Annotated in this window: 11 protein-coding genes; 8 read left to right on the forward strand and 3 right to left on the reverse strand. The window is 58.0% G+C overall.

Annotated elements, in window-relative coordinates:
- Positions 1–28 precede the first annotated feature (28 nt).
- A complete protein-coding gene (coaD, locus tag AWM69_RS01420; RefSeq protein ID WP_048381069.1) occupies positions 29–511 on the forward strand; it encodes a pantetheine-phosphate adenylyltransferase in 483 nt (160 codons plus the stop codon).
- A 99-nt stretch (positions 512–610) separates the two neighbouring features.
- On the forward strand, positions 611–862 hold the full coding sequence (locus AWM69_RS01425; RefSeq protein ID WP_048381072.1) for a YfhL family 4Fe-4S dicluster ferredoxin: 252 nt from the start codon (positions 611–613) through the stop codon (positions 860–862).
- Positions 863–920: 58 nt separating this feature from the next.
- On the opposite strand, the gene mutM is transcribed toward AWM69_RS01425, so the two are convergent.
- Positions 921–1,733, reverse strand: a complete 813-nt coding sequence (gene mutM, locus AWM69_RS01430) for a bifunctional DNA-formamidopyrimidine glycosylase/DNA-(apurinic or apyrimidinic site) lyase (RefSeq protein ID WP_048381074.1) — start codon at positions 1,731–1,733, stop codon at positions 921–923.
- Positions 1,734–1,883: 150 nt separating this feature from the next.
- Here mutM and AWM69_RS01435 point away from each other — a divergent pair, with 150 nt between their 5' ends.
- Positions 1,884–3,080, forward strand: coding sequence for a class I SAM-dependent rRNA methyltransferase (locus AWM69_RS01435; protein WP_131653448.1), 1,197 nt, complete (start codon positions 1,884–1,886; stop codon positions 3,078–3,080).
- A gap of 83 nt (positions 3,081–3,163) precedes the next feature.
- Here AWM69_RS01435 and AWM69_RS01440 read toward each other — a convergent pair whose 3' ends face one another.
- The gene (locus AWM69_RS01440; RefSeq protein WP_218725608.1) at positions 3,164–4,858 is read right to left on the reverse strand and encodes a DUF4153 domain-containing protein; all 1,695 of its coding nucleotides are present in this window, start codon (positions 4,856–4,858) and stop codon (positions 3,164–3,166) included.
- Positions 4,859–5,310: 452 nt separating this feature from the next.
- Between AWM69_RS01440 and AWM69_RS01445 the strand changes: the two genes are divergently transcribed.
- The 4 genes from AWM69_RS01445 (at position 5,311) to ilvD (ending at position 10,643) form a co-directional block, all read left to right on the forward strand.
- A complete protein-coding gene (locus AWM69_RS01445) occupies positions 5,311–6,402 on the forward strand; it encodes a SagB family peptide dehydrogenase (RefSeq protein WP_218725609.1) in 1,092 nt (363 codons plus the stop codon).
- Positions 6,399–7,373: a diiron oxygenase gene (locus AWM69_RS01450; RefSeq protein WP_218725610.1), complete on the forward strand. Its 975-nt coding sequence runs from the start codon at positions 6,399–6,401 to the stop codon at positions 7,371–7,373. Before AWM69_RS01445 ends, AWM69_RS01450 begins: the two co-directional genes overlap by 4 nt.
- Positions 7,366–8,559: an MFS transporter gene (locus tag AWM69_RS01455; protein ID WP_218725611.1), complete on the forward strand. Its 1,194-nt coding sequence runs from the start codon at positions 7,366–7,368 to the stop codon at positions 8,557–8,559. The genes AWM69_RS01450 and AWM69_RS01455 overlap by 8 nt, the downstream gene beginning before the upstream one ends.
- Before the next feature lie 236 nt (positions 8,560–8,795).
- Positions 8,796–10,643, forward strand: a complete 1,848-nt coding sequence (gene ilvD, locus AWM69_RS01460) for a dihydroxy-acid dehydratase (protein ID WP_131653453.1) — start codon at positions 8,796–8,798, stop codon at positions 10,641–10,643.
- Between the two features lie 71 nt (positions 10,644–10,714).
- On the opposite strand, the gene AWM69_RS01465 is transcribed toward ilvD, so the two are convergent.
- The gene (locus AWM69_RS01465; protein ID WP_131653454.1) at positions 10,715–11,770 is read right to left on the reverse strand and encodes a haloacid dehalogenase-like hydrolase; all 1,056 of its coding nucleotides are present in this window, start codon (positions 11,768–11,770) and stop codon (positions 10,715–10,717) included.
- A gap of 219 nt (positions 11,771–11,989) precedes the next feature.
- Here AWM69_RS01465 and AWM69_RS01470 point away from each other — a divergent pair, with 219 nt between their 5' ends.
- Complete coding sequence (locus AWM69_RS01470; protein ID WP_218725612.1) at positions 11,990–13,381, forward strand: L-cystine transporter; 1,392 nt, start codon at positions 11,990–11,992, stop codon at positions 13,379–13,381.
- The last annotated feature ends 19 nt before the right edge of the window (positions 13,382–13,400 follow it).

Below are 13,400 nucleotides of genomic sequence, written 5' to 3' on the forward strand. Positions count from 1 at the left end.
CCCAACGGATTCCCGCCAGGACGACGCGATGAACCGAGTGTTGTACCCAGGTACATTCGACCCTATTACCAAGGGCCATGGCGATCTGGTCGAACGCGCTTCGCGCCTGTTCGATCACGTGATCATTGCTGTCGCTGCCAGCACCAAGAAAAACCCGCTATTCCCTCTGGAACAGCGAGTGGAGCTGGCTCGTGAAGTCACCAAGCACCTGCCCAATGTTGAGGTAGTCGGCTTCTCGACGCTGCTCGCGCATTTCGCCAAAGAACAGAATGCCAATGTGTTCCTGCGTGGCCTGCGTGCCGTGTCGGACTTCGAATACGAGTTCCAGCTGGCGAACATGAACCGCCAACTGGCCCCCGATGTCGAGAGTCTGTTCCTCACGCCGTCAGAGCGTTATTCGTTCATATCGTCGACATTAGTGCGCGAAATTGCTGCACTCGGTGGCGATATCACCAAATTCGTTCATCCGGTAGTGGCCGAAGCCCTGACCGAGCGTTTTCGCAAGAAGTGACCGCTGAAGCGGCGCCCGCGTGCACTGCGGGCGCCAATGCGGCACAATTGCCGCATTCGATTTCAGTTGCCCGGGCTGACTGCCCCGGCCGGAGTACCCATGTCCCTGATCATCACCGACGATTGCATTAACTGCGACGTCTGCGAACCCGAGTGTCCGAACGCTGCCATCTCGCAAGGCGAAGAGATCTACGTGATCGACCCTAACCTGTGCACACAGTGCGTGGGTCATTACGATGAGCCGCAATGCCAGCAGGTTTGCCCGGTTGACTGCATCCCTCTGGATGAAGCCCACCCGGAAACCGAAGAAGAGCTGATGACAAAGTACCGGGCAATCACCGGCAAGGCTTGAACCCCGCATACCCTGCAGGAGCGAGCACGCTCGCCTCTGCCAGGTCATGAGTTCAATCCTATGTCTGGCAGCGCGGGCAGAATACGCTGGCACGCTGCCCCAGCTTGACCTCGCGCAGTTCGCTGCCGCAAACCTTGCAAGCCTCATAACCCCGCCCGTACACGAACAGCTCCTGCTGGAAGTAGCCAGGCTGGCCATCGCCGCCGATGAAATCGCGCAGGGTGGTACCGCCGCGCTCAATGGCTGCGGCCAGAATTCGCTTGATCTCGATCGCCAGCTTTAAATAGCGCGCCCTGGAAATCCCCCGCGCTTCGCGACGCGGATCGATCCCGGCAGCAAACAGGGCTTCCGTGGCGTAAATATTTCCCACACCCACCACCACCGCGTTGTCCATGATGAACGGCTTGACTGCCATCGAACGGTTACGCGACAGCTGGAACAAGCGATCACCATCAAACAGATCGGTCAGCGGCTCTGGCCCCAGACGCACCAGCAACTCGTGGTTGAGCGGGTCCAGGCTCCACAGCATCGCGCCGAATCGACGGGGGTCGGTGTAGCGCAAGGCCAGTCCAGACTCCAGTTCAATGTCCACATGCTCGTGCTTGGCGGCCGGCAACCCGGCTTCGACCAACCGCAAGTTGCCCGACATTCCCAAATGGCTGATCAAGGTTCCGACTTCGGCGTTGATCAGCAAGTATTTGGCACGCCGCTCCACCAGCACGATGCGCTGCCCGGACAGGCGCACATCGAGGTCCTCGGGGATCGGCCAGCGCAAGCGCCGGTCGCGCACGATCACCCGACTCACCCGCTGCCCCTCAAGGTGCGGGGCGATGCCACGGCGGGTGGTTTCAACTTCAGGTAATTCAGGCATGGGCTCTCCGCACTCTGCAATAGCGGCCGATTCTAGCGGAATTTTCTGGCAGGCTGGGTCCATCGTCCGACGCAATGCGCTGAATCAGCCAAGCCTGCGGGTAGCGTCTAGGGCTATAATCGCGCCCTTTTCAATACCCGGAGCGACGTCATGTCCCTGCCAAGCCTGCGCCTTAAAGCCAATGCCGATCGACGCCTGCGCGCCGGCCACTTGTGGGTCTACAGCAACGAAATCGATGTAGCCACCACCCCCCTCAATGGCTTCAAGGCTGGCGACCAAGCCATTCTCGAAACCGCCGGCGGCAAGCCGCTGGGCATCGTTGCCATTAGCCCGAACAACCTGATCTGCGCCCGCCTGCTGTCACGCGACATCAAGCTGCCGCTGGACAAGTCGCTGCTGGTACACCGTCTGAACATGGCGCTGTCCCTGCGTGATCGCCTGTTCGACAAGCCTTACTACCGCTTGGTGTACGGCGATTCCGACTTGCTGCCGGGCCTGGTGGTGGATCGTTTCGGCGACATCCTGGTGGTTCAACTGGCTTCGGCAACCATGGAACAGCATAAAGAGGACGTGATCGCTGCCCTGGTTCAAGTCCTTAAGCCAACCGGCATCCTGTTCAAGAACGACTCGGCTGCCCGCGATGCAGAAGGCCTGGAGCGTTACGTTGAAACCGTCTTCGGCCTGGTGCCTGAGTGGGTGGCCCTGGAAGAGAACGGCGTGAAGTTCGAAGCTCCGGTCATGGCCGGTCAAAAAACCGGCTGGTTCTACGACCACCGCATGAACCGCGCCCGCCTGGCCCCATATGTCAAAGGCAAGAAGGTTCTGGACCTGTTCAGCTACATCGGCGGTTGGGGCATTCAGGCGGCCGCTTTCGGCGCCAGCGAAGTGACCTGTGTCGACGCTTCGTCGTTCGCCCTGGACGGTGTTGAGCGCAACGCCGCGCTGAACGGTTTTGCCGAGAGAGTCACCTGCATGGAAGGTGATGTGTTTGAAGCCCTGAAAGAGCTGAAAGCCAACGAAGAACGTTTCGACGTGATCGTGGCGGATCCTCCGGCCTTCATCAAACGTAAAAAAGACCTGAAAAACGGTGAAGGTGCCTACCGCCGCCTGAACGAGCAAGCCATGCGCCTGCTCACCAAGGACGGGATTCTGGTCAGTGCATCGTGCTCGATGCACCTGCCGGAAGACGACCTGCAGAACATCCTGCTGACCAGCGCCCGCCATCTGGACCGCAACATCCAGCTGCTGGAACGCGGCGGCCAGGGCCCGGATCATCCGGTACACCCGGCAATCAACGAAACACGCTACATCAAGAGCATCACCTGCCGCTTGCTGCCTAACAGCTAAGACCGGTGTCGATCCTTGGCAGCGGCTACAGGGCGCCCCTTACTCTGTAGCCGCTGCCAAAGGCTGCGATGCTTGAAAGCGCCTCACGGCTGAGGGACTTTATCGAGCTTCGGGCTCAGCTCCACGTCCTCGATCAGCAGCGATTGATAACGCGGCTTCACCACCTTTACCTTGCCCTCACGTATGCGTTCAATCAGCTCCAGCGGGTTTTCCCCACCGTCATAAGCGCCTGTGCGCTGCCACTTCCCCTGCGCGTCGCGCTTAAAGAAATACAACGGATCGAACCACTTCTGCTTGGGCAACTGCAGCACCTCGTTTTGCCCGTCCTGATCCAGATCGACTGACCACAGCACGCACCCCGGAGGCCAGCATGGCTGCCCGCCAATTTTCGGATCGTCGAACTGCTCACTGCCCTCGACGGGCGGACCCATCCATTCCAGCAGCCTGTCATTGGGTCCTCGCGCACCCTGGCCGGTGTCTGCATCCTTAAGGCGCTTCAGCAAGATTTGCCGCGCAGGTTCCGCCAGCACCTGGCCCTGCTCGACTTGCGCCAACAAGGCGTCATACGCCTGCTTGCCCTGCGGCCCAAGGCGGTAGCGCAAGGTATCCGCGTCAAACGTCTCGACCGATGCCTTGCCACTCAGCACGCGTTGCACTTGATTCTTTGCACTGAACTGCAACGGGCTGAACCAGGGCGTGTGAATCGCCAGCAATAACACCACGCACAACAACGCAATCAGCGGGTTGCTGATGCGCAGGCTGCCCAGCCAGCTCGCCTGAGGCACAAGCGCCGCCCAAACCGCCGCCACGCTGTGGGCAAAAACCACCAGCACCAACAGCATCGCCAGAATGCGCGTCGGCATGAGGCCGTACTGCTCAATGCGCAACCAGCTCGAATACCCCGCCAGCACCACCAGAACGGGTAAGCACAGCAAACACACATCAACCATGCGCAGCAGCCATTTGGGATAACCACTGCCTTGCGAACCGTCCTGGAACACCCCGTTGAGCAAAAACAGATTGGCCGCCACCAGCCACAACATGATCGGCGTGGAATAACCGGTATCCCAGATCGGCTCCAGCCCGCTGAATGGCAAGGCCAAGGTGAATACGATGGCAATCAGCGAGCTGAGCGGTAGCAGGAAGCGGCACAGCGTCAGCAAAATCCCTCGCAAAAGGCCGATGACCCGATCCTTCTCGCGCCCCATGTGCACACCCAGGGCAAACACCATCGCCGAACTCACATACATAAATCCATCGGTGGTAAACAGCTGGTTCAGCGCAACGACCCCGAGCATTTTGAACAGGCTGCCCCACAACAACAGCAACGCCCAAAACACGGCATTCAGCAACAACCCCAGCAATACGATAAACACCGTGTCCCAGGCGTGGCGGAACAGATCTTCATAACGCGGGAAGCGCCCTTCGCGGGTCGGCCAACTCAATATGAAAACAGTGCAGATATAAGTAATCACCACCGCAAAAAACGTCCAGCTGCCCGTCAGCCAGCTGCTGGAGCGCCATACTTCATCGCCCTCCCAATACACCCAGGCACTGGTCGCCGTCATCACCGCGGTCAATCCGAGCACCAGCCAGGCAGTTCCGCGCAAACGGATGTTTTCGCCCAGCAGCAACAGATTGATCCCGCCAACCAGTGCTGCCGTCGCCAGGGCAAACTTGATGCCCGGCTCGCTCAGAGAACTCGCCAGCCACAGCAGCAGCCCTTGCACCAGGCCGATGGCCAGACAGGCTTTGACAGATCGGTTGAGGGTTAGCATTCGGAATCCCTGCTGAATAAGTGAATCCTGCACTCTAATACTTATTCGCCATAGCTGCCTACCTCACACCCGCCGTCAATAAAAACACCGCGCATGAAATCCAGAAAAACAAATAAATACTGACACCTATCAACAGTATTGATTTTTCCTACATGAAAGAACGCTCAGACCTACAGCGCACAACATTGAAAATTAATATCGAGCAACTATGGTGTCTCTAGCCTCTTGTTCAAAGTGGCGACTTACCCATCCAACAAAATGCCACGCGCAACTTGGCAACCACCTGAGGAACACTGTCATGAAAGCAATCATTCTGGAATCTGGAAAAATCGCCAACCTGGCATGCCTGGCCGTGTCCAAGCGGGCCTGATCTATAAAAACGCAACGCCGAGGGACGCCGGCACCTCGGCGTTATTTACATAGACGCCGACACCAACATTCGGCGCACTGATATGCCATTTCATATAAATCCTTACTTATTCATGCTGGCTCGCCCACCCCATCAAATTGTTTGGGATTATTTGAATCACACTCAATTTGAACTCGATATTGAGTACTGCCAACGACTGACTCAGTTAATTAACAATCCTGCACTGCTCGACAAAAACCATCCCATAGATCGAGACTTCTATAACGCCAAACTCTTCACCGACACACCCATTGCACCTGTTGAGTGGCAGTGGGATGAGCTGTCGAAAATATTTCATATCGGCACAAAAAATTTACCGCAAGAACAGATACCACACGATGTTCATGAGTGGTCGGCACAGTACCTTGCCCATTGCGAGGACGTACTCGCGACCCCGGCGCCGTCCTCTTCCCGACTTGAGTGCTTGCCCGAAGAGTTGATCCGGTTACCTGCCTGCATGCCTCCGTTGGAAGCGCAGGGCTCACTGATCGATTCGCTTGTCAGCCGCAAAACCTGCCGTTCGTTTACTGATAAAAATATTTCCCTGAGCCATATAAGTACCTTGCTTTACCTGTCACTGGGCTATCTCAATGAGCGTAAGGGCGATGTCGATCCCTCCCTGCCCGAAGGGCTGGAAGCCAGGCGAAGCAGCCCTTCGGGCGGTGGCCTCAATGCCAGTGAAGGTTTTCTGTATGCCTCCCGGGTTGACGGTCTAAAGCCAGGGATCTACGCCTACCATTGCGCGCTTCACGCACTGAGCCATGTCAGTGACCTGCCGCCCGCCCCCTTGGGTCAATTACTCAGTGGCCAGCACTTCATCAACAACCTGCCCGCGGGGCTCTTTATCACGTCGCGTTTCGACAAACTGTGGTGGAAATACGAGCATTCACGCGCCTACCGCATGGCATTTGTCGAGGCCGGGCATATTTCACAGACCTTTCAACTGGTTGCCACACACCTGGGACTCAACACGTGGCTGACCGGGGCGTTAACGGATGACTGTGTTGAAACCCTGTTAGGTTTGGATAACACCACAGAACAACCGTTGTTCTTTGTTGGCTGTGGATACGGCGACGGGCGCGTTCAGTGCGAGGCGCTGGTTGCCTTGATCAATGCACAAGAAAAAAACCCATGAACAACCCGGCCTCGCAACCTGCAGGGCTTGGCCTGAGCGAGCAGCACTGCACCCTGGGTGACTGGGACAGCACAGCCTGTGTGAGGATAGATCGGCGCGATTACCTGCTTCCGGCAGAGCTGGAGCACGAACTGGAGAACCGGCACTGGTTTGTCCCCGCCTTCATGCCCTACCTCGCACACCCGAAGATTGTGCAGGCAGACCGCTCCATGAGCTTACGGCTGGAGGCCAATCAACTGGTGTACTTTCTCGACTACACCACGCTGCTCGAGCATAAAATTGTAAATCGCGCCGTCGAAACACTCATCCACAACGAACTTGGCATACCCATACCAGGGCACATGAAAAATGCCGCGCTACAGCTCTATACCGATGAGGGTTATCACGCGCTGTTCTCTAATCAAGTAGCAGAGCAGGTAGCGCAGCTTTATGACATCCAGAACCGCTCTGCACTCCCGCTGCGTGTCACACGCCTGCAGGGGCTTATTGAGAAAACGCCCGCTGAGCACCAGGCGCTGACCTGGTTTCTCGTGGGGTTCGTGTCTGAAACCGTGATCGCCAAGGAGTTGCTGGGCGCCGCACGCAACACCGTCGTCTCCACGGTGTTCAGGATGCTCAAAAGCCACCTTGAAGACGAGGCCCGGCATAGTCGCTACTTCTCTGATGTTTTCGCCTATGTCTGGATGCAACTGGAGCAAGAGCAACGCTCGCGGGCAGCCCGATCGTTGGTCGCGATCATCGGCATCTTCTTTGAAACGGATTCACAGTGGCTGCGCGAGAGCTTCGGCGCAGTGGATCTGGACGAAACAACCATCGAGGGCATTGTGGCGGCCCTCGCACACCCCGACGCGCATCGTAAACGGGTGCGATCAGGCGCCAGCGCGACACTGCTTGCCATGAGCCGCGGCGGTTTTTTTGACGACGATGAAAACCTCTTGCTGATGCGTGAAGCCGGCTATATCAATGACTGAGTCCGGTACTGCAAAGCGCCGGGCAGCAGTGGCCCTGTTGCTGGCGATGGTGCTGCTCGGGGTATTCCCGCTGGATGTTGTGTTGCCCTCTTTCCCCGCGCTGTCTAACCATTTCAACCGCTCGACCTCCGACATCGCGTTCTCTGTGAGCCTGTTTGCAGTGGGTATATCCCTCTCTCAACTGTTGATTGGTCCACTGTCAGACAATCTTGGGCGCAAGGGGCTACTGCTTGCCGGGATGCTCATTTCAATACTGGGGGGAATCGGGTGTGTACTGGTATCGGACTTCACCTGGTTTTTGTTTTTCAGATGTATTCAGGCCATAGGCTGCGGTTCATTCGTCCTCGCCCAGGCGCTGGTACAGGATCTGTTTGCCGGCAAGGCGCGCGACCAGCTGCGTATTGTGATGATCACCGCCAGCGGGGTATTCATTTCGGTCTCCCCCTTGGCAGGCACCTTGCTGCAACAGGCTTTCGATTGGCCGGGCAGTTTTTGGGTCTTTGTCGCCCTGGCCACGATGGTGTTTATCAAGGCGCTGTTCTTCCTTGAAAACTCACTTCCCCTCCCACACCCGTCGCGCACGCTTGTGCAGTCGTATCGACTCGTATGTCGCGACTCGATCTTTATCGGCTACTGGCTGATTTCAGGCTTGGCCTTCGCCTGTCACTTCTCTTTTATCGTGATGTCTCCGTTGCTGTTTTTGCAGCATTTGCAGCTTTCGCCTTATGCCTTCTCCCTGGTTCTGTTGCTGTATGGCCTGGCTTATCTATGCGGGGGTGTCGTGGCGCAAATGTTAAGCCGCCGGATTCAGGCGCGCGCCCAAATCAATGTCGGCACGCTGATGATTGTTTTCGCTGGGGTGTTGATGCTGCTGTTTTCGAACCTTCTGGGGCTGTCGATACTGGGCGTGTTATTGCCGATGATTGTCTGTACGGCGGGGACGACCGTTGCTCGCCCCATCGCAACCTCCAGGGCAATGGACGTTTTCCCCGAATATGCCGGCACCGCCGCCTCCATCGGAGGCATGCTGGTTTTTGTTTGCGGCGGGGGCATCAGTGCGCTGGTCAACCTCAGCCGGTTCGACCTGCAAACCACCCTGGCGGTCTGTTTCATGGTGCTGGGCACTGCAATGCTGGGCCTGCATGCCCTGATCAACCGTCGGCAAACCAGGCGGCGGGTTGAGTAAGTCATTTCGCCTGCAGACCGGACCCATCCCCCATTCCCTCCCGCCTCCAGCCGTGTAGAATCGACGTATTCATCGCCAATCATCCCCGGCGGGTTTATGAGCTCAGGCCCAGACGCGCGGCGATCCCGCACCGTTAACGGCAGCTTGCGGACACGTAGTCATTTTCTGTGTGGTCCTCGAGTCAGTAGAAGCTCACTTCCCTGTTTGTTATCTGATTAGCCGCCCGGAGTTGTTCCATGCCTGACTATCGTTCGAAAACCTCCACCCACGGCCGCAACATGGCCGGTGCCCGCGCTTTGTGGCGCGCCACGGGGATGAAAGATGCCGACTTCAAGAAGCCGATCATCGCTATTGCCAACTCCTTTACCCAGTTCGTACCCGGACACGTCCACCTCAAGGACATGGGCCAACTGGTTGCCCGCGAGATCGAACGCGCGGGTGGCGTTGCCAAAGAATTCAACACCATTGCCGTAGATGATGGCATCGCCATGGGCCACGACGGCATGCTGTACTCGCTGCCGAGCCGCGAGATCATTGCCGACTCCGTCGAGTACATGGTCAATGCCCACTGCGCCGACGCCATTGTGTGCATCTCCAACTGCGACAAGATCACCCCGGGCATGCTGATGGCGTCGTTGCGCCTCAACATCCCGGTGATTTTCGTTTCGGGCGGGCCAATGGAAGCGGGCAAGACCAAGCTCGCCAGCCACGGCCTCGACCTGGTCGATGCCATGGTCATCGCCGCCGACTCCAGCGCTTCTGACGAGAAGGTTGCCGAGTACGAGCGTAGCGCTTGCCCTACCTGCGGTTCGTGCTCCGGCATGTTCACCGCCAACTCGATGAACTGCCTGACCGAAGCCCTCGGCCTGGCGTTGCCGGGCAACGGTTCGGCCCTGGCTACCCACAGCGACCGCGAACAGCTGTTCCTGCAGGCTGGCCGCACCATCGTTGACCTGTGCCGCCAGTACTACGTCGAAAATGACGACTCGGTACTGCCGCGCAACATTGCCAACTTCAAGGCCTTTGAAAACGCCATGACGCTGGACATCGCCATGGGTGGCTCGACCAACACCATCCTGCATTTGCTGGCGGCTGCCCAGGAAGCCGAGATCGATTTCGACCTCAAAGACATCGACCGTCTGTCCCGTCATGTACCCCAGCTGTGCAAAGTGGCGCCAAACATCCAGAAGTACCACATGGAAGACGTGCACCGCGCTGGCGGCATCTTCTCCATCCTCGGTTCGCTGGCCCGTGGCGGCTTGTTGCACACCGACCTGCCGACCGTACACAGCAAGACACTGGCGGAAGGCATCGCCAAGTGGGACATCACCCAGACTGACGACGAAGCCGTGCACACCTTCTTCAAGGCAGGCCCGGCCGGTATCCCGACGCAAACCGCGTTCAGCCAGTCGACTCGCTGGGAAACCCTGGACGACGACCGTGAAAACGGCTGCATCCGCAGTGTCGAGCATGCTTATTCGCAAGAAGGCGGCCTGGCAGTGCTTTACGGCAACATCGCCCTGGATGGCTGCGTGGTGAAAACCGCGGGCGTCGATGAGTCGATCCACGTGTTTGAAGGCAACGCCAAGATTTTCGAAAGCCAGGACAGCGCCGTGCGCGGCATTTTGGCCGACGAGGTCAAGGCAGGCGACATCGTGATCATTCGTTACGAAGGACCGAAAGGCGGCCCGGGCATGCAAGAAATGCTCTACCCGACCTCGTATCTGAAGTCCAAAGGCCTGGGTAAAGCCTGCGCCTTGCTGACCGATGGCCGTTTCTCGGGTGGTACCTCGGGCCTGTCCATTGGTCACGCCTCTCCAGAGGCCGCAGCCGGTGGGGCCATTGGCCTGGTGCAAGACGGCGACAAAGTGCTGATCGACATTCCGAACCGCTCGATCAATCTGTTGGTCAGTGACGAAGAACTGGCGGCTCGTCGCGTCGCACAAGACAAGAAAGGCTGGAAGCCGGTCGAAGTGCGTCCACGTAAAGTCACCACTGCTCTCAAGGCTTACGCCTTGCTGGCCACCAGCGCTGACAAGGGCGCTGTACGTGACAAGGCATTGCTGGACAAACTGGTGCCATAAACCAGTGCGTTAACCCAAAAATCCCGGCCATGTGCCGGGATTTTTTATGACTCGCCCTGCAGTACTGTCAGCTACTGGATCTGGTCAGGCTTGACGATCACCCAGTTCTTGTCTGCCGTCACCGGCAGCCCTTCCTTGGCCTGCGCCGCCGCGTTTTTGGCCATCATGCCTTCCAGTTGCGCCATGTATTTGTCTTTGCGGTTGATCCACAAATGCACCCCGCCCTTGGCCACGTCAACGCCGTGAAACAGCATGTAGCCATCACTGGCCGGCGTATCGCCGCCCACCAACACCGGTTTTTTCCATTGGTCGATGTAGGTCAGGATGGCGGCCTGCTTGCCCGCCATCCAAGTCGCCGGGGTCCACAGGTACGGGGTCAGTTCCAGTCCCAGGTTGGCCTTTTCGTTGTATGTACCGGCGCTGATCTGTTTGCGAGCGGTGGTCAATTCGCCAGTTTTACGGTCCTTGAGCAGCGTGCTCACGCCAATCACATTCTGCGGTTTGACGTTGTAGCCGTACTTGGGATCAGCCGCGACCATGCGCACCAGCTCTTCCGAGGCGGCGGTCATCACGTAGACCTCAATGCCGTTTTCCATGAGTTTGTTGAACAGCTCGACCTGACCGGTAAACACCTTGGGTGGCTGGATTTCGGAGGTCTTGAGCGCATCACCCTCAAAGTACGTCACCGGCACCGGCTTGCCCGAGGCCATCAGCTCATCCACGTAGCCTTTGAGTTCCTGCAGGGTGAAACCGGAAAACACCTGCGCCACCCACGGGTAGCACACCATGTCGTCCACTTCGCACAGGCGGTAGTAGTAACTGAACAGGCTTTCTTTATGGTCGGCGGTATCTTTGAACGGGATCAGTTTGAGTGACGGGTCGAGACTTTCTCGGGTGATCAGGCCCTTGTTTTCCATATAAGGCAGCAACGCTTCTTCGAGATCGTTGCGATAGCTGGTGTTGTCCATGTCAAAGACCGCGAAGTTACCTTTGTTCGCGTTGGCAGCAATCACGGCCTCCAATTGTTTCGCCTGGTCGGCGGGCCAGTGCTTGAGCTCGGTGGCCAACGCCTGGCCCGTAAGGCCCAGACAAAGGGTTACAGCGATCAACTTGGCAGTCAGTTTCATCAGCTATGCTCCTCGTTAAAGGCATCGACGCTAACAAACCGGCATGACATTTTTAAACTCGGACACGACCGCTATCGTCTTGTCTGCGCCAATGTCTTATTCCAAAAACCTAGGTCTTCATTCCACATCGGTATATTTGTAGATATATCAACCTGTTAGGATTTCCGGTTCGCTATTGTTGCTGCCAAAGACTGGTACAAGTCGCCCCTCGGAGCTTTCATGAATTTCCCGCTGATCCTCAATCTGCTGGTGTTCCTCGCGTTGCTGTTCGGCTTGTCGCTGACCCGCCACACCGCGTGGAGCCTGGCGAAAAAAGTCCTGCTGGCGCTGGTCGTCGGTGTCGTCTTTGGCCTGGGCCTGCACCTGATCTATGGTGCCGATAACCCGACCTTGAAAACCTCCATTGGCTGGTTCGATCTGGTCGGCAGTGGCTACGTGCAACTGCTGCAAATGATCGTGATCCCGTTGGTTTTCGCTTCGATCCTGAGTGCCGTGGCGCGTCTGCACAACGCTTCGTCGCTGGGTAAAATCAGCTTCTTGACCATCGGTACGCTGCTGTTCACCACCATGATCGCAGCGCTGGTGGGCATCGGCCTGACCAACCTGTTCGGTCTGACCGCTGACGGGCTGGTGGCGGGCGCAGCTGAAATGAGCCGCCTGCAAGTTATCCAGAGCGATTACGCCGGCAAGGTCGCAGACCTGAATGTGCCGCAATTGCTGCTGTCGTTCATCCCCCAGAACCCCTTTGCCGATCTGGCACGGGCCAAGCCTACGTCGATCATCAGCGTGGTGATTTTCGCAGCGTTCCTGGGCGTCGCCGCCCTGCAATTGCTCAAGGATGAACCGGAAAAAGGCAGCAAGGTGCTGAACGCGATCGACACCCTGCAAGGCTGGGTGATGCGTCTGGTGCGTCTGGTCATGAAACTGACCCCGTACGGCGTGCTGGCCTTGATGACCAAAGTGGTCGCCACGTCCAACCTGCAGGACATCATCAAGCTGGGCAGTTTTGTGGTGGTGTCTTATATCGGCCTGGCGTTGATGTTCATGGTTCACGCCTTGATCGTGTCGCTGTCCGGTATCAGCCCGCTGCGATTCTTCCGCAAGGTGTGGCCGGTTCTGACGTTTGCATTCACCAGCCGTTCGAGCGCAGCCAGCATCCCGCTGAGCATTGAGGCGCAAACCAGCCGCCTGGGCATTCCGGCGTCCATCGCCAGCTTCGCCGCCTCCTTTGGCGCGACCATTGGCCAGAACGGCTGCGCAGGCCTGTACCCGGCAATGCTGGCGGTGATGGTAGCGCCTACCGTGGGCATCAACCCGCTGGATCCGCTGTGGATCGCGACACTGGTGGCGATTGTGACCCTGAGTTCGGCCGGTGTGGCGGGGGGGGGGGGGGGGGCGACCTTCGCCGCACTGATCGTGCTGCCAGCCATGGGCTTGCCGGTGTCGCTGGTCGCGCTGTTGATCTCGGTCGAACCGTTGATCGACATGGGTCGTACCGCATTGAACGTCAGCGGTGCGATGGTGGCGGGCACGGTGACCAGCCAGATCATGAACCAGACCGACAAGGCCATTCTGGCCGAAGACGATCATGGGGACCTGGCGCACGCCTAAGCCCTGCACGCCTATGCCC

This window comes from Pseudomonas sp. D1HM, assembly GCF_019266105.1.
GTDB classification, from domain to species: Bacteria; Pseudomonadota; Gammaproteobacteria; order Pseudomonadales; family Pseudomonadaceae; genus Aquipseudomonas; species Aquipseudomonas taetrolens.